Source organism: Shewanella sp. 2_MG-2023, assembly GCF_030548905.1.
In the GTDB taxonomy this organism is placed as follows: Bacteria; Pseudomonadota; Gammaproteobacteria; order Enterobacterales; family Shewanellaceae; genus Shewanella; species Shewanella electrodiphila.
The window spans coordinates 295782-316704 of the sequence record NZ_JAUOSO010000003.1 but is presented as its reverse complement, the minus strand read 5'-3'; the positions used below and the strand labels follow the sequence as shown (position 1 = coordinate 316704).

The 20923-nt window shown below is 40.4% G+C and carries 18 protein-coding genes and 1 riboswitch; of the genes, 12 read left to right on the top strand and 6 right to left on the bottom strand.

The window, feature by feature from the left end:
- Positions 1-121: 121 nt before the first annotated feature.
- Entirely contained in the window at positions 122-952 is an 831-nt protein-coding gene (locus Q4600_RS05255) for a TIGR03899 family protein (protein ID WP_303513423.1), read from the bottom strand.
- A gap of 32 nt (positions 953-984) precedes the next feature.
- Complete coding sequence (locus Q4600_RS05250) at positions 985-2181, bottom strand: MFS transporter (protein ID WP_303513420.1); 1197 nt, start codon at positions 2179-2181, stop codon at positions 985-987.
- Between the two features lie 182 nt (positions 2182-2363).
- Between Q4600_RS05250 and Q4600_RS05245 the strand changes: the two genes are divergently transcribed.
- The 5 genes from Q4600_RS05245 to Q4600_RS05225 all read left to right on the top strand — a co-directional run bounded on the left by Q4600_RS05245 (position 2364) and on the right by Q4600_RS05225 (position 8349).
- Entirely contained in the window at positions 2364-3788 is a 1425-nt protein-coding gene (locus Q4600_RS05245; protein WP_102528944.1) for a TMF family protein, read from the top strand.
- A gap of 106 nt (positions 3789-3894) precedes the next feature.
- Positions 3895-5064, top strand: a complete 1170-nt coding sequence (locus Q4600_RS05240) for an imelysin family protein (RefSeq protein ID WP_303513416.1) — start codon at positions 3895-3897, stop codon at positions 5062-5064.
- Between the two features lie 250 nt (positions 5065-5314).
- A complete protein-coding gene (locus Q4600_RS05235; RefSeq protein WP_303513526.1) occupies positions 5315-6892 on the top strand; it encodes a di-heme oxidoredictase family protein in 1578 nt (525 codons plus the stop codon).
- A gap of 276 nt (positions 6893-7168) precedes the next feature.
- Positions 7169-7690 carry a menaquinone-dependent protoporphyrinogen IX dehydrogenase gene (hemG, locus tag Q4600_RS05230; RefSeq protein ID WP_303513414.1) on the top strand — a complete coding sequence of 174 codons (522 nt, stop codon included), beginning with the start codon at positions 7169-7171 and terminating at the stop codon, positions 7688-7690.
- Positions 7691-7818: 128 nt separating this feature from the next.
- A complete protein-coding gene (locus tag Q4600_RS05225) occupies positions 7819-8349 on the top strand; it encodes a cytochrome b/b6 domain-containing protein (RefSeq protein ID WP_303513411.1) in 531 nt (176 codons plus the stop codon).
- A gap of 199 nt (positions 8350-8548) precedes the next feature.
- Here Q4600_RS05225 and Q4600_RS05220 read toward each other — a convergent pair whose 3' ends face one another.
- The gene (locus tag Q4600_RS05220; protein ID WP_241906454.1) at positions 8549-9295 is read right to left on the bottom strand and encodes a thiol:disulfide interchange protein DsbA/DsbL; all 747 of its coding nucleotides are present in this window, start codon (positions 9293-9295) and stop codon (positions 8549-8551) included.
- A gap of 189 nt (positions 9296-9484) precedes the next feature.
- Positions 9485-10132 (bottom strand): DNA-J related domain-containing protein, encoded by a 648-nt coding sequence (locus Q4600_RS05215; protein WP_303513524.1) that lies wholly within the window; start codon positions 10130-10132, stop codon positions 9485-9487.
- Positions 10133-10337: 205 nt separating this feature from the next.
- Here Q4600_RS05215 and Q4600_RS05210 point away from each other — a divergent pair, with 205 nt between their 5' ends.
- The 6 genes from Q4600_RS05210 to Q4600_RS05185 all read left to right on the top strand — a co-directional run bounded on the left by Q4600_RS05210 (position 10338) and on the right by Q4600_RS05185 (position 17702).
- The gene (locus Q4600_RS05210; protein WP_102528939.1) at positions 10338-10904 is read left to right on the top strand and encodes a phosphoribosyltransferase; all 567 of its coding nucleotides are present in this window, start codon (positions 10338-10340) and stop codon (positions 10902-10904) included.
- 141 nt (positions 10905-11045) lie between these two features.
- Positions 11046-12974: a U32 family peptidase gene (locus Q4600_RS05205; RefSeq protein WP_248954834.1), complete on the top strand. Its 1929-nt coding sequence runs from the start codon at positions 11046-11048 to the stop codon at positions 12972-12974.
- Positions 12975-13082: 108 nt separating this feature from the next.
- On the top strand, positions 13083-13400 hold the full coding sequence (locus Q4600_RS05200) for a DUF3622 domain-containing protein (RefSeq protein ID WP_102528937.1): 318 nt from the start codon (positions 13083-13085) through the stop codon (positions 13398-13400).
- A 108-nt stretch (positions 13401-13508) separates the two neighbouring features.
- Positions 13509-14165 (top strand): hypothetical protein, encoded by a 657-nt coding sequence (locus Q4600_RS05195; RefSeq protein WP_102528936.1) that lies wholly within the window; start codon positions 13509-13511, stop codon positions 14163-14165.
- A gap of 243 nt (positions 14166-14408) precedes the next feature.
- A riboswitch (cobalamin riboswitch) is annotated at positions 14409-14647 on the top strand.
- Positions 14648-14785: 138 nt separating this feature from the next.
- A complete protein-coding gene (locus Q4600_RS05190) occupies positions 14786-16765 on the top strand; it encodes a TonB-dependent receptor (RefSeq protein ID WP_303513401.1) in 1980 nt (659 codons plus the stop codon).
- A 184-nt stretch (positions 16766-16949) separates the two neighbouring features.
- A complete protein-coding gene (locus Q4600_RS05185) occupies positions 16950-17702 on the top strand; it encodes an HDOD domain-containing protein (protein ID WP_303513522.1) in 753 nt (250 codons plus the stop codon).
- Between the two features lie 96 nt (positions 17703-17798).
- On the opposite strand, the gene Q4600_RS05180 is transcribed toward Q4600_RS05185, so the two are convergent.
- Positions 17799-18710 (bottom strand): LysR family transcriptional regulator, encoded by a 912-nt coding sequence (locus tag Q4600_RS05180; protein ID WP_102528933.1) that lies wholly within the window; start codon positions 18708-18710, stop codon positions 17799-17801.
- A gap of 568 nt (positions 18711-19278) precedes the next feature.
- Here Q4600_RS05180 and Q4600_RS05175 point away from each other — a divergent pair.
- Positions 19279-19488, top strand: a complete 210-nt coding sequence (locus Q4600_RS05175; RefSeq protein ID WP_102528932.1) for a dodecin — start codon at positions 19279-19281, stop codon at positions 19486-19488.
- Between the two features lie 185 nt (positions 19489-19673).
- Here Q4600_RS05175 and queG read toward each other — a convergent pair whose 3' ends face one another.
- The gene (gene queG / locus Q4600_RS05170) at positions 19674-20822 is read right to left on the bottom strand and encodes a tRNA epoxyqueuosine(34) reductase QueG (RefSeq protein WP_303513520.1); all 1149 of its coding nucleotides are present in this window, start codon (positions 20820-20822) and stop codon (positions 19674-19676) included.
- Positions 20823-20923: the final 101 nt, after the last annotated feature.

Sequence of the window (20923 nt, the reverse complement as noted above, 5' to 3'; positions counted from 1 at the left end):
AATTAATTGCTATCTCTTAGCTCTATCTTCTCTTCTCTCTTAACTTCTTATCTAGCCCTTGTCGTTATTAAGCACTTGTTCCTCGACAAGCAAGACAGCTGTTCAATACCACTTCCTGAAATCACGTAACATTAAAATCAACTTTCAAGCTTTGGGCTAAAGCCTTAGTGAAGTCATTGTCGGCTTTAGCTTGGACTAAGATACACAGCTCATCTCCAACAGGCGTAAAGCGATAGTAACTGAATAATAAGTTATTACTTCTTGGGGATATTTTGATTTGATGGTCTGTCATGCTAAGTAAAATAGCAGCATTTTTTTCTAAAATACCGGTTTCAAATTCACTGCTATGCAATATCCCAGCATCCATTAAAGTGAGAATACTTGAATAGGGCAGGCCAAACTTTGAAAGGCCGACATTTACAGTCGATGTCTTTCTAAAATACTGCTGTATCCCACCTTGAATTCGGTAACCGTTCAATAGTTTATAACGGGTTTCGGTGTTTAATTTAACTGACATTCCCAGCGCTTTTTCAAGTATTTGCGCTTCACGTTGCGTGAGCTGCTTTAAAATAGCTAATGTTCTGAGACTAAACTTACCTGGTTTGACTATTTCACTGGCAAGGATCCTTGCCCACAAATCCTGCATTCTGCGAGAGCTGATTTGTTCAGCCATTTGAAAGAATTGATAACTCCAGTCTGGGTCAAGGTCTTCACCTGTTACATCTGAAGGGGTGTAATTGAGCGCGAGTGAAAAAATTGTTTCTAAATTTAATTGATGCAAAATCTGATTTTTTTGTAATCTGAATTGCGAACGTTCACCGATAGATGCTTGAGATGGACGGTATTCCTCTTCACTTGCTAAACCGAGCATTTTGCCAAGTAACAGTGCCTTTTTACGTGCAGAAACGCCTGCATTTGTTTTGTCAGCTTGTTTTGGATGATTCTCTGCCATTATTGCTCTCTTAGCCCAAGTACTTGACTGGGTTATATCGTATCATCATTTATTTTAGTTGATTTGCCCCAATTTGTTTCGTTTCCAGGTTGAGGCATTGACGGAATATTTAACGATAATATCAATGAACATAACGCAAACAACACACCGATCATAAATACCCATTGTGGTGAGCTTAACCATAAAATACCCAGTAAGGCTGGAATGATGACAGCAGCAATATGATTAATGGTGAAACTGACTGACATACTTGCAGCAATATCTTTAGGGTCTGCAATTTTTTGAAAGTACGTCTTCATAGCAATAGCCATAGCAAATAGTAGGTGGTCGATAACATACAAAGCTGCTGCAACTTGTGCGTGCTCTACAAAGGAGTAGCTAGCAAAGACAATGATAAGCCCGACATACTCGATAACAAGAGCATTTCGTTCGCCAATTCGTCCAATAAAACGACCAATAGCTGGAGCAAAAAAGAGATTAACAACGTAATTTATTAAGAATAATGCAGTAATTTCCGAAACCGAGTAGCCGAATTTTTCCACCATCATGAACCCAGCAAATACCATGAAGATTTGTCTTCTGGCACCGGATAAAAATGTCAGTGCATAGTAAAGCCAGTATCGTTTTCTAAAGATAAGTTTCTTATGCTGCGGCTCAGCGATTTCAAACCTTGGGTAATAGAAGGCCATGATTAAGACAGCTATTAATCCCAATGTGCCAATGATGCCATACATCCAAACATAGTCGAGCTTCATCCAGCTCATCACTAGCCAAATACTACCGTAGCCCATCAGTGCAGCAGCTGATCGCCATGCTAACGCTTTACCTAAAAAACCAGCCGTATCTTGCTTATCTACCCACTGTAATGTGAGCGATTGGTTAATTGTTTCAAAGTAATGGAAGCCAATCGACATCAGAACAGTGGTGAGATATAAGCCCAGCACAGAAGGAAAAAAACCTGTGATGGCAATACCGATGGATAAGACAGCGAGTGAGATTAATGCAAAAGATTGTTCACGAATAAGTAATAAAACGAAAATAGCGGTGAAAGCTAAAAAACCTGGCACTTCGCGCAAGCTTTGAAGCATTCCTATTTCAGCACCACTAAATGCCGCTTTCTCAATAACAAAATTGTTGAGAAGCGCTTGCCAGACAGCAAAAACCATCGACATAACGAAGGTCATCCACAATAAAAGCTGCTGAGGGTTCTTACTCGAATGGGCTGGCATAAGGCTATTTTCCTGAATTTAATCCATTAAACGCATGGTTACACAGTTTGCAATTTTACGCCAAGTGTAAATCTATTGTAAATGAGGTTGCAAAAATAAATGTAAATTTTAATGCAAATGATTATCATTTGGAGTATTGTGTTGCCGTAATAACAAAGCACGCAATTATTGTGGAGAATGAGATGAGCAAAAAGTTAACGCTGTTGGCAGTATCTATAGCGAGTGTAATTGGGTTAGGTGCAACAAATGTGGCACATGCAGCAATATCGGCTGATGATTTAGCTAAAGCAATAGCAAAGCAAGAAGCTGAAATTGCGGCACTTAAGCAACAATTACAAGAATTGGCTAAGCAGCAATCTCTTCAGAGTGAATCTCAAAAGCAAATTGAAGTGGCTCAACACGAGCAACAAGTAGCAGTTAAACAAGTCAGTGAAACGGTGTCACAAGCGGAAGAGCGTTACAGTAAATTCTCATTCAAGTCTTATGGTTCAGCCAACTTCACCAGTGATGAATACTTCGATAATGTTCAAGACACGACGCCAGAAAGAAGAAATCGTTTTGATTTAGAACGAATAGTCACTGAGTTTGGTTATCAATTTAACGATGCATGGAGCATGGAAGTTGAAATTGAATATGAGCACGGCGGAACAGGGGCTGCGCTCGAATATGATGGCTTTGATGAGTTTGGTGAGTTTGAAACCGAAACAGAAGCAGGCGGTGAAGTCGTTGTTGAAAAAGCTGAAATACGTTATCGCCCAAGTGATGCTTTCGGGGTTAAATTCGGTAATATCCATTTGCCAATCGGCTTAACTAGCACTCTGCATAAACCTAATCAATATCTCACAGTATTACGCCATAAAAGTGAAGCGGCGATGATCCCTGCTGTATGGAATGAAAACGGTATTGGCGTTTATGGTGAAATCTCTGATTTTCATTATCAAGCACAGATCGTCAGTGGCCTTAACTCTGAATATTTCAGAACTTATGATTGGGTTGCATCTGGTCATCAAACGCGCTTTGAGCACGTAAACGCAGATGACTTAGCATTTGCGGGTCGATTAGATTACGGCAATTTCAAAACCGGTAGCGCAATTGGTGTGTCTTATTATTACGGTAATACCTCAGGCAACCGCAACAAGAGTAACAAGCTAAATGTTGATGGCACGTTGAGCATTGTGACAGCATCAGCAGCCTTTGTTGAAGGCCCATGGGTGCTTCGTGGTCAGTACATGTATGGCACATTAAGTGATACTGATGCGATCACTCAAGCCAACAAAACCACCCCTGGTTTACGTCCTGGAAACTTCGCTCAGTTAGGGTCTAAATCTCAAGCATTTTTTGTTGAAGCGGGCTTTAAGCTTGATGATTATCTCGATATCCCAATGACAGTCTTTGCCAATATCGATTATTCAAATCCATTAATGGAAGTAGAGAGCGGCACTGCAACTAAGCGTTATGAAAACACGTGGAGCAGTATCGGCGTGAACTATTTCCCAATTCCTGAAATTGTCATTAAAGCCGAAGGTGGTTTACAGCAAGTCGCTGTTGCCAGTATTCCAGATACCAACTTTTTTGCCTTAGGTGTGGGTTACCAATTCTCGCTTTAATGCAGGTGTAAAGGCTGACTGCTTTAACGGCATTCAGTCAACAAGTTTTAGAAATGAACGTGCTGAAGTTAGTCAGCAAATATTATTGATTTAAATGGAGTTTTACATGAATTTTAAGTATACAGCGATTGCATTAACTTTAATGGGTACATTGGCAGCATGTGGCGGTTCTGGCTCAGATTCGAGTGACACAGGAACAACGGATCCTGTTGTACCTGAAACGGGCTTCACTTTCGCTGCAACTGAGATGGTCACTAATTTAACTGATGATGTGATTGTTGCTGGATATGCTGATTTAGCGGCACAAGGTGATGCACTGTTACTGGCTACCCAAAAGCTATTAAATTCAACGTCTCAAGCTGATTTAGTGGCTGCACAAGATGCATGGAAAGCGGCTCGTAAACCTTGGGAACAGGGGGAATCACACATTTTCGGTCCTGTTGATTCACTGAGTATCGATCCTCATTTAGATAGCTGGCCTTTAAATACCACAGATCTTCAAACTCAGCTGGATAACAGCAATGGTTTTGACGCTGAAACAATTAAAAGTTGGAATGATGATGTTCAAGGTTTCCACACTATTGAGTTCTTGTTATTTGGTGACGGTGTTAATGACAACACTAAGTTAATTAGTGAGCTAACTACAGCTGAACGTGAATACGTGATTGCGTTATCAGAAGTTTTCCGTGACTACGCAGTGCAACTTGATGATGCTTGGCAGGTTTCTCATAACCCACAAGATACTAACGCATTACCATACGCTGACTTATTAAAATCACCTGGTAGCGACAGCAATACCATTTATTCATCAGAGCTTGCTGTTATTGAAGAGTTAATTAACGGCATGATTGGGATTGTTGATGAAGTGGGTAACGGTAAAATTGCCGATCCATTCGGTGACTCACTTGCCAATGCAGATACGTCAAAAGTTGAATCTCAATACTCTTGGAATTCATTAACCGACTTTGCTGACAACATTCAAGGTGTTCGCAATGTGTACCAAGGTGAGTTTATTGGCGGTGCTGACAAGCAAGGCATTATCGACTTTGTTGCCGCTGCAGACAGTGATTTATCAGTGCGTATAGCAAGTGAAATTGATGATTCAATCCTAAAAATCCAGGCGATTTCTGGCAGCAACAACATGCCATTTCGTCAAGCTATTTTAGATGAAGATGGACGTGCTCGTATTGAAACGGCAGTGACCGCATTAACAACCTTACAAGCCTCATTAGAGTCAGATGTTATTCCACTATTATCTGAGTGGAATGCCCAGTAATTTCTATTAAATAGTAATAACGATAGCGCTACTGATACTGAGCCAGTGTCAGTAGCGCGATTTGATGACATTGATGAAGTTGGCCGTAAGAGCATGACAAGTCAAATAAAGTGTTTTGAACACCGTCGGTAGAGATACCGGTCTTGATATAAGAGTGTCTAAGATGAGCAAGAATCCCAAAGCTGTTAACGCCCCTAATTATCCTAGTTTAAATGGTAAAACCTTACTGGCCTCCATTGTCAGTGTACTCATGTTATCTGCCTGTGGTGGCAGTGGTGATGATGAAACCCCGACAGTAACCGAGCCTCCAGTTGTCATCTACCCTGACTTTACTGATATTACTGCCAGTGGTGGTGATACCACTACTTATGATGCGGGTAATTCAGGCCATGGTTTTTCAACGCCTTCACCCAATTTAACCGAAGCCGATTTAGCCCTGCATCTCGAAGGAGACGCTAATTTTGAGATCTCGTTTACCACAGCACCCAATGAACAGCATCCAGAACAAGATGGCTTAGGTCCAGTATTTAACAATGCTGATTGTAATTCTTGTCACCAACGTGACGGCCGCAACTCAACCCCATTTTTAGCGGCAGATGAAACACGGGTTAAATTAGGCTCTGATGCGGGTATTTTTTTACGTATTAGTAAAACTCCCGATGAAGAGTGTATTACCCCAACTGCGGATAACGACTATTGTGCGCCGATTGCAGTCCCTGATTTTGGCGGGCAGTTATTTCACCGTGGCGTATTAAAAGCACGTGCTGACTGGCAGGATAATGCTTTTGGTGGTCAAGCGGATGTGTACTTGTCTTATGAGCGCAGTGCAGTGACTTATAGCGATGGAACTAGTGTCGAATTGAAAAAGCCAATTTTTGAAGTCGAGAATCCTTATGATGCTCCAGGTGAAACTAAGCAAAGCGCTAACGTCACGTCCAATCTACTCCAAGATGACGTGTTAATGGGCTGGCGAAATGGCATGCCTGTTTTTGGATTAGGTTTACTTGAAGCGATCCCTGAAGCAGATATTTTAGCCCTTGCAGATGAAAATGATGCGAATGACGATGGCATATCTGGCCGTCCAAACTGGGTGTTTGATGCTATTAAAGACCGTAACGGCGATGAAACGCCAGTATCACTAGGGCGTTTTGGTTGGAAAGCGAATACCCCAAGTGTCAGAGTGCAGTCTTTAGGTGCACTTCGCGGTGATATTGGCATTACTAATCCATTATTCCCTGATGAAAGTGTTGTTGGCACCAGCTTGCATGACTCTTACTTAACCCGTACCGGTTTTGTTGATACTGGTAGTGATGAAAATGGGGCGCCAGAGGCGGATCAGGCCTTTAGTGACGCAGTAGTATTTTATGCTGAAACATTAGCGGTACCGGCAAGACGTAATGTAGATGATAGTGATGTGCGTGAAGGCGCACGTTTATTTACACAAGTTAATTGTAGTGGCTGTCACACACCAAGCTTTACCACTAAAACGGTAGGCGATATTGGTGGTATTGAGATAATAGATTCGCTCAAGGGACAAGTCATTTACCCATTCAGCGATATGTTATTACATGATATGGGTGATGACTTAGCCGATGGTCGCCCTGACTTTTTAGCCAATGGTAATGAGTGGCGCACGCGTCCTTTATGGGGCTTAGGCTTAACGCAAACCGTTAACCCGCAAGCGGGCTTTTTACATGATGGCCGCGCAGCGACAGTGGAGGAAGCCATTTTATGGCATGGCGGTGAAGCAAGTAATAGCAAAGAGGCCTTTATGGCACTAACTAAAGCTGAGCGCGACCAGTTAGTATCATTCTTAATGTCGCTATAACTTTTAAACCCGCAGTTGCCATAATCAACAATTTTAAATTGCTGATTTGAAAAAATTAAGTGGATAACTCATCAGAGTTATCCACTTTTTTGTGAGCCACTCAAAAGTCTTAACTATTAATAGTCGATGTTGCTAATTTGGCGTGATCTGATCCATGTAATTATATTTCGCTTTCTATTAAGATTAGATGTAATAGCATGGTTGGATAAAATCTTGCTGAGTCGTTAACGGTTTAATAATCGTAACTGCTTTTTCTTTATTATCGTCGAGGTGAACGTGAGCAATATTCTAATTATTTATTCAACTGTCCACGGTCAAACCCGTAAGATTTGCGATTACATGCAAGACAAGCTCACCGCAGAAGGTGAAACCGTCACCCTCGCAGCACTTGAAGATAAGCCTGATTTAACTGCTTTTGATAAAGTCTTTATCGGTGCCAGTATTCGCCATGGTAAACATCGCCCTGAACTTTATCAGTTTGTTGCTGATAACAAAGAGGTGCTTGATAGTAAGGCTAATGGATTCTTTTCAGTGAGTTTAGTGGCCAGAAAACCAGGTAAAAATACACCAGATACCAATATGTACATGCAGGCCTTTTTAAAACAAAGTGAATGGCAACCTAAGGTATTAGAAGTGTTTGGTGGCAATTTAGATTATCAATTTTATGGCCCGATGGATCGCAATATCATTCGTTTCATTATGTGGATAACTAAAGGCCCAACGGATCCAAATACCAAAGTTGAATATACTGATTGGGCGAAGGTAGATAACTACGTCGCGCAAATTCAGTCAGCGTAAATAAGTTTAAAGCCAACAATGTACTTGTTGGCTTTATTGATTAAATGACTTGCATTATTAAGCCTCATACAGCACTTAACGCTAAATGAAGAACCAAGCCCTTAGTTAGGAATGCAACAAGGAACAATATGAGCCTAAAATCATCAAAATTTGTCAAGCTGATATCAGAAAAGCTTCATGTCATTGTGATCACGTTAAGTGTTTTTCTGGTAGTGACGAGTCCGTGGATTTTAATTGGTAGCCGATTACGTGCTAAGGCAAGTATTTGGGATAGCTTACATGTTTATATTGGCTTAATCGCAGCGATTTTCGGATTGCTGTTTTTGTTGAAAAACTTACTCAATGGCCATTGGCGTCAGTTCTTTCCGTGGTTAAGATTAGATTTTTCCCAATGCATCGATGAAATTAAGCAGTTAAAGCAGGGCAAGTTACCGAGTTCTGGCGGTAAAGGTATTTTCAGTATCGTGGAAGGTATTGGCTTACTATTAATGGCGTTAGTCAGTATTACGGGGATTGCTTGGTTTATCCTACAAGGCACCAGTGATGCTTTGATGTGGCGTAAATACCACATTATGTTTGCGCAAGGATTTGTTGGCTTTTTAATGCTCCATATTGTGTTTGCTGCATTTCATATTATCGACATGGTGCGTAACTCATAACACAGCTGAAGTTATGATAGTGGTTTACCGATTATTATTTTTGTCCGAGTTTACCTAGTGTTTGTTACAAACGGCATTTATAAACGGCATTTATAAAAATACAGAGATAAAAATACAGATACAAAAAGCCCGACTTTATCGCTAAAGTCGGGCTTTTTAATGTCTTAAAGAGCGCGAGTAGCGCTCATGACTAAATGAGTTACTTCTTTTCTAACGCTAAGTAATTCATCACATCAATCAAGTCACCTAAGGTCGCCATTTCGTTCATGTTGATTGCGTACTTATCGTTAACGATAAATGTAGGCACACTTTGTACTTGGAACATGACTTGCTGTTGACGCCATAGTGCTAGCTTCGCATCAGTTGCGTCGCTATCTGCAATTTTGTCATAAGTTTCAGCATCAACGCCGTTTGCGGCAAATACGTTTTTGATGTCGTCACGGTTGTTAATTTCTGGCTCGTCATGGCTGTGGCCTGGAGCGCTATGGTCGTGATGACCACCTTCGCCTTGAATCGCTTGGAACATTGCAGCGTTTAACGCTTTTTCATTACCGACTTCATGAATAACAGCTAATGCGCGCATAACTTCAGTACCAATCTCGCTGTTCATAAAGTCAACGTGCTTAGTTTCGAAGCCAATCTCTTTGTTCAAGTTACCTTTGATTTCTGGCAGGTATCTAGTTTCCATGTTGTAACAGTTATGACAGTAGAAAGAAAAGAACTCAGAAATCTTAGGTTCGCTAGATGCTGGACCATCAGAAATTTTAGTGTAATGCTGACCTTCAACAAATTTAGATGGAAGAACAGCAACTGTTTCTACAGTTTTTTCAGCAGTGACTTCAACAGCTTTTTCAGCAGTGACTTCAGCAGGTTTACCACAGCCAGTAAGGGCGATTGTGAATGCCGCAAGTGCCATAGTAAATGCAATAGGTTTAATCTTAATCATTTCAGCCTCAATAAAAGTGTCGCGTTACCCGCTGGTAGTTGCGAGAAAACTTAAAATAGTCTTAATTAAGCCAATACTTAATTGCCTTAATATTAACAAGAATTATGACCTAAACGATGATTTATTTCAGGGTTAAATATGTGATGTGATGCGGCTTTCTTATAAAAATAGCTGCATCTAAGTCAGGTACTATCCAGCTTTAGATCGTAAAGTTTGCCATGCTTCACAAACCTGACGAAACTGATGTGCATCTCCGCCTGGGCGATCGGGGTGAAGTTTTAGTGCCAGCTTACGCCATTGCTTACGAATATCTTTATTGGTGGCGCTTGCATCTAACTCAAAAATACTCAGTGCATGGCTGTCATGCATTAATACTTGATTGACGCCAATATACTCTTGATAACTTGACCAAAAGGACTCCAGCATTTCTTTCACCACATTGGCACAAGTATCGTAGTGCTGCCAATCGAGATAATACTCTTTTAACGGCGTATCATGATGTTGTTGCTGGGCGATATCATTGGGTAGAATTCTGAAAATTTGAATATCCATCGCTTGCACTTGTAGCCATTGATTGGGCAATAACAAAGCTTGTAGTTCAAATAATGCGTTCATCAGTAAAAAATTACGTTTGAATAAGTCTTTTTCAGGCTCAGGATCCAGATTATGCATTAAGCCTTTATGTTGAAGTTCACTGGCAAGGTGATGGACTTTCCAGCTTTGACACGAACTCTGAAGCAGAGTGAGGAGGGGCCATATCAGCGGATTATCACTTTTCAAAGATAATCTATCAGTTTCAGACTGTTGACGAAGTTGCGCATCATTTGCTGCAAGCATAGTGTTGGTTTCGCTATGAATTGGCATTAAATTTACTATGCCACAGACATGAAAGGAGTCAATGGTGTTTTTTTGTTCAAGTCTAATTTAAGTCTTAAAGCTCATTTTGTTTAACAAATATGTCGATTAAACGTATTCCTCACAGACAAACCCTGCATATTTGGTATAAAATTCGCCGCAATAAAAATGATAGGGGCCAAAACCAATGACAGATAAACATTACATCAGTGCACAACAGCTACTGGAAGATTCTTTTAAACTTGCGGCGCAGGTTTATGACAGTGGCTTTAGACCACAATTTATTGTTGGTATCTGGCGTGGTGGAGCTCCAATTGGTATTGCCGTTCAAGAATTCTATGATTTTAAAAATGTCGAAACCGATCATATCGCAGTAAGAACCTCTTCTTACTATGGCATTGGTACTGATAAGCAAAGTAAAAAAATTAAAGTACATGGCTTACATTACATCATTGAAAATGCCAATGCAGATGACGGTCTATTGATTGTTGATGACGTATTTGACTCAGGTCGTAGTGTTGATGCGTTAATTGATAAACTACAAAAGTTTATGCGTAAAAACATTCCTACCGATATTCGTGTTGCTTGTCCTTACTACAAGCCCAAAAATACTGCGGTTGATTTAAAGCCAGATTACTTCATTCATGAATCGGAAGAGTGGTTAGTTTTTCCTCATGAGGTCTCAGGTTTAAATCCGCAGGAAATCGCTGAAGGTAAAAGTGATTTTAAGAATATTCAGCATTTGTTTAAGTAAAAGCCGCGAAACTGGTTATTTTTTGCTAAACTAGCAAGCTGAACAGTGCGTCAATGATAGTGACATACACGTGGTTTTAGTCCGTGTTTAGCTACTATCTTGATGCATTTTTTATTACCTAGAAAAAGATAAACATTGATTATGAGTTCTGTAGAAATATTTTCGCCAGCATCAACTGTAACTAAGCCTACTGAAAAGAAACAGTTAGAGCTTTTAGCGCCTGCAAAAAATGCTGACTATGGTATCGAAGCCATTCGTCATGGTGCAGATGCGGTTTACATTGGTGGCCCAGCGTTTGGCGCGCGCCATAATGCGGGTAACAGTGTTGAAGATATTGCTCGGTTAGCAGAATTTGCTCATCGCTATCATGCGCAAGTGTTTGTTGCGCTTAATACCATCTTAATGGATGACGAAATTGAGCAAGCACAAAGCTTAATTTGGTCGTTATATGAAGCTGGCGTGGATGCGCTGATTATTCAAGATATGGGCTTGCTGCAATTGGATTTACCGCCAATTGCAATGCATGCCAGTACTCAAATGGATAATCGTACGCCTGAAAAAGCGGTGTTTTTAGAACAGGTAGGCTTCTCGCAAGTGGTGTTAGCCCGTGAGTTAAACTTACCGCAGATTAAGCAAATTGCTGATACAACAAAACTTAAATTAGAATACTTTGTCCATGGCGCATTATGTGTCAGCTACAGCGGTTTATGTAATATCAGTCATGCCTTTTCTAATCGCAGCGCTAACCGTGGTGAGTGCTCACAAATGTGTCGTCTTCCTTGTGATTTGTCGACTCGTGATGGTGAAGTATTAGCTGAAAATGAGCATTTATTATCCCTTAAAGATAATAACCAAACTGAGAATTTAGAAGCTTTGATTGATGCTGGCGTGACGTCATTTAAAATTGAAGGTCGCTTAAAAGACATCAGTTACCTCAAAAATGTCACCGCACATTATCGTCAACAGCTTGATGCGATTATTGATCGCCGCAATGATCTTGAGTCAATGTCTCATGGTCGCAGCGAATTTACTTTCACACCTGATCCTGAAAAAAGCTTTAACCGAGGTAAAACAGATTACTTTATTAATCAACGCACTGCCTTAATTGAGCATTTTAGTTCACCCAAATACATTGGTGAAAAGGTCGGTACTATTGTGGGTGTTGGCCGAGACTTTATTAAAGTCGACAGTGCAAAAGCCGGTAAAACCATTGAGTTTAATAATGGTGATGGCTTGTGTTTCTTCATTGATGGCTATCAGAAACAACGCTTGTCAGATAATAAAACCAAAGGCTTACGGGTTAACCGCGCCGATGGTAACACTTTATTTTTAACTGACGTCAGCAAAGATCTAAAAGTGGGTGTGGAGTTATTTAGAAACTTCGACCATCAGTTTGATGCGTTATTATCAAAAGACTCTGCCAGTCGTAAAATCATGGTTGATATGGTGTTAGATGATACCGAACAAGGTATTGCCTTAACGGTGTCGGATAACCATCAACACACTGTGACAATTGAACTTGAGTGGGCCAAAGAGCCTGCAAAAGATTATGCCAAAGCGGATGCGAATTTACGGACTCAGTTAGGCAAATTAGGTAACAGTGATTACCGTTTAAACCAGTTGCAAGTTAATTGCGCTAATCGTTGGTTTTTACCGGCTTCAGTGATTAATGGTTTACGCCGCGATGCGATTGCAGCTTTTGATGAAGCACGTATTAATGGTTATCAACGGCCTCTTAGAGGCGAGCATGATAAAGAAGCACGTTTCCCGCAAAAGTATTTAAGCTTTTTATCTAATGTGGCCAATGATAAGTCTCGTGAGTTTTACGAGCAGCATGGCGTAATCCAAATGGAAGATACTTACGAGAAAAACCAAGTACTAACCGATGCACCATTAATGGTGACTAAGCATTGTTTGCGCTACAGCTTCAACTTATGTCCTAAAGAAGTTGAAGGGATTAAAGCCGACCCTATGGTGTTAGATATTGGTAAAGATAGATTGAAGTTAGTCTTTGATTGTCAGAAATGTGAAATGATGATTGTTGGCTCAAACCAATTAGTAAAACAGTAATTTTATTGATTAAAGATAAAAGTGCTCAAAATGAGTGCGAAATAGACAATGTTCGCGTAAACTGCGCGACCTTAATTTAAGCTGAGTTCAGCTAGGAAAAACCGAATAATGAGCAAAAGTAAGAAGTACGATTTTAGAGTATTAGCAGTTGGCGATACTTTTAAAACAGAAATCACTCGTCGTATGAGTGCAACTAAAACAATCGTGTCAAAAAGCCATGATGGCTTTACAACAGAAGATGAAGCTGTTGCATGGGGTCAAAAAGAGCTAACAGCCTTTATGACTACACAAGTTGAGCGTAATAAACGTAAAACTGAAAAGAAAATTAAAGCTAAATCAATTGCTGATGCCATTGCCGCAGAAGCATTAACTAATGAGTCTAGTGAAATTGATTTGACAGATTCAGCGGATGAGCTTGAAGATTAACAGTTAAAATAATACAGTAATACAACATTTTGGTGACATAGTTGCTGTATTTCTGTTTGAATTAACTACGTTTCACCTTTCAGCACCAATACCAAGGATGATTTCGGTATGAAAGCTAGCGCTACCCTAATAATATCTGGGGGGCTGTTGTTATTGAGCCCTTCAAATAATGTAGTGGCCAAAGAGCCACCACCATACATTAACGCCATAACAGCTAATTCAGATGCTGGTGGCGGTTCTGAAGAAAAACAGCTTTCAATCTTTTCTAATAAAGTGTCATTTGAGCTGCCTGTCGGTTGGAAAATGGCCTTTAATTCAGAAAAAGGCAATATGTATAAAGCTGAGTTTGTTCCTGCCGGTGAATCCCTCAATGATTGGTCTGCTTTATTCTGTATTCAAGGATTTGAAGGCTTGGCAACCGATATTGATAGTACTCAATTTCTTAATCGTTTTGCTGATACCTATAAAGATTCTTGCCAAGGCAGTGTGACGTATGAACAGCTTGGTACGACGCAAATTGGTGGCAAAGAAGCCGTTCACGGCATTATCGGCTGTACCAATATGAAGAATATGTATGGCGGTGCGACTGCGAGAACTCGTCAGGGTGAAATTGGCTATTATGCGGTATTAAAAGATACAGAAGATTTGTATCTGCTACATAAATCGATGAGAGGGGAAGTATTTAATGAATCTAACCCACCACTTAATGGCTCAAATCATCGTGATTTTATTTCTAAAATGCTGCAACTTAAATTTCAGCGTTAAGCACTCGATATAGAGACTATTCTAAGTCGTGCTCTGTTTTATTATTTAAGCCATTCCCCTAGCGCAGGTCTCATTGCGCCACCTTCATATTATTCAACCCTTATAACTAAGCGTTGAATAATATGAATGATCTTCATTCTTTATATTAAAAAGTAACGTTAACCAGTTATAATGCAGCCAATTGTTATATGGACTTGCATTTAAGCAAACATAACAATGTTATATAACCTCAATGAGAGTTATTTATAGTCAATTTTTTGTGGTGCCTATCGGCGTTTATCAATAGATAAGCAGCTAAGGGATAATCGGGAAACTAGTGAGAATCTAGTGCTGCCCCCGCAACGGTAATGGTGAGAACTGAGTGCGTAAGCTTGTTTGCTGATAATTAACCAGCAAAAGCGACGTTAAAAATTCAGCTTCGTTTGTCATGATACATGGCATCAACCTGAGTCCGGAGACCGGCCCAAAAAATGATTTTGAGATTTCGGTGGGCAGATCTCGAAATGTAGCCTTTTTTCGTCATTGTGAATGCTATAGCGCTTATGCGTGCTATTGGGATCACAAGATGCTTTATGCTGCGGCAACTATGCCCCATTTTTCCTTTTAGGAGTTAAAGGTAAATGGGTACTAATCCAACAAAAATCGCAACAGCACTTAGCTTAGTATTAAGCTTTTCAGCTGCCTCTATTGCTTCAATGTTTCTTGCTACATCAGCTTATGCTGAAACGACTGACAAGATTAAACCAGACGAAACCATTGTGGTTATTGGTCGCAGTGAAGCTAACCCATTAAATATTGCCGCGAACGTCAATGTTATCGATCAAATTGATATCGAAATGAGCGGTGCGGTGAGTTTAACGGATTTACTTCGCAGTCAAGCGGGTATTCAAGTTTCTGACAATAACTCAGGTACTGTGTTTGCCATGCGTGGTTTTACTGCATCACAAGCTGCGAGTAATACTCTGATTTTAATTGATGGCCGTCGATTGAATAATATCGATATTTCAGCTCCTAGTATTAATGCTGTACCGTTAAACCAAGTTGAGCGCGTAGAAGTATTGTATGGCAGTGCAGGTGTACTTTATGGTGATCAAGCCGTAGGTGGTGTTATCAATATCATCACTAAAGCCCCTAACGGTACCGGTGGTGGAGTGCAGCTTTCTGGCGGCAGCTTTAATACTTATGAAGCGAAAGGGGATATTGCTGGCGCAATAAATGATGATTGGCGTTATTTTTTATCTGGCAGCTATAACCAGTCTGACAATTATCGCCATAACAATGAAAGCGACACGGGGTCAATTTTAGGTCGGCTTCAGTATCAAACAGCCACTCAAGACTTTTTTATTGAAGGCAGCTATTACGATGATAATCGTTTAGTACCAGGGGCAATAAGTGAAGATGAATTTAACGATGATCCTCGCGCCTCAAATAATAATGACAGTCAATATACACATGAAATGACGACCTCGGTACGTTCTGGTTATCAACATCAGTTAAACGAACAATGGGCAGTTAATGCTGAGGCAAGCTATACCGATACGTTAAGTACAGGCAACATTTGGAGTCCTAGTCGTAACTTGCGCAGTCAATTTAGCTTTTTGCCAAAAGCGGTAGCCAAGTATCAACTCGAAAATGGCGAAATGTCATTAGTAACAGGGTTAGACTTACTTATTGGTGAAGCTGACTTTACCTCTATGAGCCGCAGTAACAAACAAACCCAATATAGTGCATTTGTACAAGCCACAGTGCCATTAACAAAAACCTTATCTTATGTGGTTGGTGGACGCTATGCCAAAGCAGAAGACGAGCTGGTTGATATAGGTGTGTACCCTGAAGGCGTTGACTTAGACCAAGATGCTCACGCGCTTGAATTGGGTTTAAACTATCGTCCAAACCAAGCACATCGTTTATATATTCGTGCTGATGATAATTTTCGTTTTGCCAAAGTCGATGAGCAAGCCTATACCGAAAAAGGCACGGTTGGGTTAAAGCCACAAGTTGGGCGTTCATATGAAGCTGGATGGGATTGGAATCATAAAAACTCAGTAACCAGTATCAATGCGTATCGACTCGATCTTGAAGATGAAATTGTCTGGGACCCAAGTGCCCAAAAGCCAGATGGGGGAAATTTTGATGGCGCCAATGTTAATGCTGATGCATCTCGTCGTTATGGTGTTAGCGGTAAATACGAACTCACGTTAGCTAAAAGCTGGCTTTGGGGTGTTGAATACAATTACATTGATGCTGAATTCACACAAGGCGAAAACCAAGGCAAAGCACTTTCTTGGGTGGCTAAGCATTCTGGTCGCAGCTTTGTGAATTACGACTTTGATGAGCATGTGAATGTCTTTGTAGAAGGCGCTTATACCGGAGAGCGCTTCATGGAGGGGGATAACGCCAATCAAGGTGATAAGCTCGATAGTTATGTACTGACGAACATAGCGATAAATTATCAACGTCATGCATGGCAAGCGAGCTTACGTGTAGATAATTTATTTGATGAACAATATGTCAGTGCTGGATACTATTCTGATTGGGGCAACGGTTACTACTCAGGTAATGGCCGCTCAATTCGTTTGACTGCAGGATACCGCTTCTAAAGCTTGTTTGTTTAATACACAGTTATGCTTAGGCATAGCAGTGTAATTGACTAAAAACCTAAAGCCGACAAATTGCTTGTCGGCTTTTTGTTTGATTACGGATTAATTACTTGACCTTAGTGCCGCTTATGTGGATAAATTCCCTACTAGATATATAAAAATGATTAAAGGGAAGCAGTACAATATGACCTACCTTGAGCAACAAGTGCTAACTCAAGTCAAAGCCATTATTGGCAACGAAGAGCAGGTGATCGGTCGACGCGGTATTTTGATCCCTTTAAAGAAAGCACTTATTAATGAAGCTGATATTCGTATTCTCATTGATATTGTTTCAAGTGATCCTGCTTTAGCAGCCCATTTATTATGGCGCAGTAATACCGCTCAAGCTGGTGGTATTATTTCGACTAAAAACCGCAGTATCAAAGATGCGCTTATCCGTTTAGGCCAAGTTAATATCTACCGTTATGCTTTCTCATTCTATTTAAAAGAACGTTTAGATGAACTAAAAGAGCCTTATAGCAAATTGGTAAAAGGTTACTGGACGTTAACAGAGAATATTGCTGTTGATGCGGTTCAACATTTACGTGATATTGAAGAAAGTGACCAACCCATAGACATCGACGCTGATGAAGTGCAAACATTGGCGCTATTCAGTGTCTTTGGCCAAGTGATTACCTTAAGTGCGTTCGCATTTTTGAATGATGCTTCAGAGAAAGCGATTGCATTGCAAGTGATCAAAACCTTAATTGATACTCAGCAGCAAAGTTTGTCTATTGAAGCTTTTGAAGCATTAGGTTTAGATGAAGACTTACGTAACGAATTTATGGTCGCCCATAATATTAATCAAACAGATAATCCTAACTCGGCAGGCATGGTGTTAAGGCATGTGCTTGCTAAGCGTAATGTATTGATAAACCCTCTTGCTGAGTTTGAATAACCTTCAGTAAGAGTGAATATAAAACCTTCAAACAATAATGCCACTCAATGAGTGGCATTTTTATGTGTTAACTTTCGTATGATGGAAGCCTCAGCTTTAGTGTTGCTGACTTAAGCGTTGTAATTTCAAGCCTTCAGCAGCCACTAAGGTTAACCACTTTTGGATTAATGTGGTATTGGCTGCATTACGACGATAAGCCGCAAATAGTGGTCGCTTTAACCCTTCAGCGCCTAATTTAACTGAGGCAAGGTTTAGCCCATGGCTTTCGTTGATCGACCAGCTTGGTAAGGCTGCGATGCCATCATTGCAAGCGACACGTTGCAGTAACATTGCGGTTAAGTCACACTGCTTTTGCTCACCGGCTTCAACACCAGCAGGCTCTAAAAAGTGCTTATAAATATCCAGACGTTGCAATGGTACTGGGTATGAAATCAAAGTTTGCTTAGCTAATTGCTCTGGTTTAATAAAAGCTTCTTTTGCCAGCGGGTTTTCATTAGCCACGACTAACTTTACCTCAAAATCAAATAGGTGCTGATAAGCCAGTGCATGACCAGGGACAGGATCTGATGTGAGTACTATATCGAGTTCGCCCATTTCTAATGCATTTAATGAGTCGAAAAGATGTCGGCTTGAAAGATCAATTCTGCCATCGGGCGCAAGTTGTTTAAATGCTTCTGTTACCGGCATTAACCAACGAAAACAGCTATGGCATTCAATACCCAACTTCAGTGATTGTGACTCACTATCCAAACCCTTTTTAAGGTCTGATTCAGTCACCATGACTTTAGGTAAAATTTCTTCAGCAAGATTTAATAATCTAGCGCCTTCTTGCGTGAATGACAGCGGTTTACTCTTTCGAATAAAAATAGATGAGTTAATACGGGTTTCTAATTCTTTAATCTGATGTGATAACGCTGATTGAGTGACGAAACGTTTTTTCGCGGCACCAGCAAGGCTACCACTTTCTTTAAGCGCCATAAGAGTACGAAGGTGTCTCAGCTCTATCATATTATCCTCACATGAATTCTGTTCAACTTGCGGGTGAAATCTATTCGATTGATTAATGGCAGAGTAACACAATAAACTTCTAGACGTCCAGACGCCTGTGTAATTAATTTACATTAATGTAGGTTAATTGTTAATTTATTGGTTGTTTTGATATGAAAATTACAAACTTAGGCTTTTTAAGTGTTTGAAGAAAATGGTAGTGAACAAGTAAATATCTGTGCTAAAGCGCTATATTCAGATGGAATTGCTTAAGAATCTTTAACAATAAGGCCTAAAAAACATATAGCGAAGAGTTATCACCAAAAGGATAAGCCGTAATAGCACAAGCTTGTGTTCAGTTATTTTACGTAAAGCGACCGTATTGAATTAAGCGACTAACCATTAGTGCTTAAAGCCTCAAGTGAGACCGTTGTAGTCTTAATCTACTAGGGGACTGTGGCAGGCAAAGCCACTTCAGAGTTTATTGTTAACTATATGCGTCATGTTCATTTATTATCTTGAAGTTACGCAGATTTTTATAGGTTATCTATACTCAGTCAATGTTCATAACAATACTGACGGAGTGATAATGAGCCATACTTATAAACTGATTGAACTGACAGGATCATCACCCATTAGCTCGGATGATGCGATTAAGAATGCGATTTCTGCGGCGAACAAATCTATTAAGCATATGCGTTGGTTTCAAGTAGTAGAAACGAGAGGACATTTGGAAGAAGGCTTGATTGCCCATTGGCAAGTGACCGTCAAGGTAGGCTTTACCTTAGATCAAAGTTAATACGTTCAATAATCAATTCACTTGAGTCGTCTAAACGAAAAAGCTCAGCAGTGGTTATTTACTGCTGAGCTTAAAATTTATCCCACAACTATTTTGACTGAAGGTGTTGTGTTCAAGATGTTGTGATCAAGGTGTTGTGGTCATAGTGGTAAGTCATGACCTATTTGAACAACAAGCCGTATTTATTATGCATCTCGTGGTAAGCCTTTCTCAATAGCTCGAACCACTCGCAGTGTTTTACGGCTGATTAACTCGGCATGAGCTTGTGACTGCTGTTTGAGTGCCCAGTCAATATGTTCACTGACCATGTCATCAACTTCATCAGATTGTTTGCGTGTATTAAGTGCGGTCACGATATCATCATTAAAAGGTGCATTACCCAGTGCGACAGCAATATTTCTGAGCCAATTTTTATGGCCGATACGTCTTATAGGGCTGCCTTCGGTTAATGACAAAAACTGCTTCTCTGACCAAGCAAATAAGGTTAATAATTCTGGCTGAATTAACTGATTGCGAATGTGGAAATCGGCTTGCTGAGTTAACGGTGCTTTGGCATTGATAGGACACACGAGCTGGCAATCATCACAACCATAAATACGGTTACCAATAGCGCGTCGAAACTCTTCAGGAATAGCACCTTGTAGTTCGATAGTTAAATAGGAAATGCATCGCCGACCATCAACCACATTATTGTCAAGAATCGCATTGGTAGGGCATGACTTTATGCAGGCTACACAAGTATTACAGCTTTGATTGAGTGGGATATCAATCGGTAGTGGCAAGTTGATTAACACTTCACCTAAAAAAAACCAGCTGCCAGCATCGGGGTTTAGTAATAACGAATGTTTACCGGTCCAGCCCAAGCCGGCCTTTTCGGCTAGTGGCCTTTCAAGCACAGGTGCTGAATCGACAAAAGGTCTAAAATCAATACCTGTCACGCCGATTTGTTGGCAATGGGCAACAATTCTTTCACCCAGTTTTTTGAGTTGTTTTCGGATTAACTTATGATAATCACGGCCGCCAGCGTAGCGGGAGATATAACCTAAGTTAGGATTCGATAGGTTACTGGCAAATCCAGCTTCTGGGGGTAAGTAATCCATTCTGGCACTTAACACACGTATAGTGCCTGGATGTAGCTCATGGGGGCGGGCACGCATCATGCCATGATTCGCCATATAACTCATTTCACCATGATAACCATTATCAAGCCATTGCTGCAGTTTGGGTTCTTCAGCTTTAAGGTCAGTATCTGTAATCCCTAACTGAGCAAAGCCTAATTCCTGCGCCCAGTTTTTTATTTGTAGCGAAAGCTCAGATAATTCTAGCGAAGTCATCTTACGGCTGAGACTCGATTCAACCGTTAATAATCTTGACGATTCAACAGATGGTTGATGCTCAATTTGAGTATCAGTTTTAGAATTTGGCATGCAGGAGT

Bases quoted from the DNA above. Each gene is read 5' to 3' on its own strand.
- Q4600_RS05255 (WP_303513423.1), bottom strand. From the start codon at position 952: ATGGCAGAGAATCATCCAAAACAAGCTGACAAAACAAATGCAGGCGTT.
- Q4600_RS05195 (WP_102528936.1), top strand. From the start codon at position 13,509: ATGAAAGCTAGCGCTACCCTAATAATATCTGGGGGGCTGTTGTTATTG.
- Q4600_RS05245 (WP_102528944.1), top strand. From the start codon at position 2,364: ATGAGCAAAAAGTTAACGCTGTTGGCAGTATCTATAGCGAGTGTAATT.
- Q4600_RS05190 (WP_303513401.1), top strand. From the start codon at position 14,786: ATGGGTACTAATCCAACAAAAATCGCAACAGCACTTAGCTTAGTATTA.
- Q4600_RS05215 (WP_303513524.1), bottom strand. From the start codon at position 10,132: ATGCTTGCAGCAAATGATGCGCAACTTCGTCAACAGTCTGAAACTGAT.
- Q4600_RS05175 (WP_102528932.1), top strand. From the start codon at position 19,279: ATGAGCCATACTTATAAACTGATTGAACTGACAGGATCATCACCCATT.
- Q4600_RS05235 (WP_303513526.1), top strand. From the start codon at position 5,315: ATGTTATCTGCCTGTGGTGGCAGTGGTGATGATGAAACCCCGACAGTA.
- Q4600_RS05250 (WP_303513420.1), bottom strand. From the start codon at position 2,181: ATGCCAGCCCATTCGAGTAAGAACCCTCAGCAGCTTTTATTGTGGATG.
- Q4600_RS05225 (WP_303513411.1), top strand. From the start codon at position 7,819: ATGAGCCTAAAATCATCAAAATTTGTCAAGCTGATATCAGAAAAGCTT.
- queG (WP_303513520.1), bottom strand. From the start codon at position 20,822: ATGACTTCGCTAGAATTATCTGAGCTTTCGCTACAAATAAAAAACTGG.
- Q4600_RS05200 (WP_102528937.1), top strand. From the start codon at position 13,083: ATGAGCAAAAGTAAGAAGTACGATTTTAGAGTATTAGCAGTTGGCGAT.
- Q4600_RS05185 (WP_303513522.1), top strand. From the start codon at position 16,950: ATGACCTACCTTGAGCAACAAGTGCTAACTCAAGTCAAAGCCATTATT.
- Q4600_RS05180 (WP_102528933.1), bottom strand. From the start codon at position 18,710: ATGATAGAGCTGAGACACCTTCGTACTCTTATGGCGCTTAAAGAAAGT.
- Q4600_RS05210 (WP_102528939.1), top strand. From the start codon at position 10,338: ATGACAGATAAACATTACATCAGTGCACAACAGCTACTGGAAGATTCT.
- Q4600_RS05240 (WP_303513416.1), top strand. From the start codon at position 3,895: ATGAATTTTAAGTATACAGCGATTGCATTAACTTTAATGGGTACATTG.
- Q4600_RS05205 (WP_248954834.1), top strand. From the start codon at position 11,046: ATGAGTTCTGTAGAAATATTTTCGCCAGCATCAACTGTAACTAAGCCT.
- Q4600_RS05220 (WP_241906454.1), bottom strand. From the start codon at position 9,295: ATGATTAAGATTAAACCTATTGCATTTACTATGGCACTTGCGGCATTC.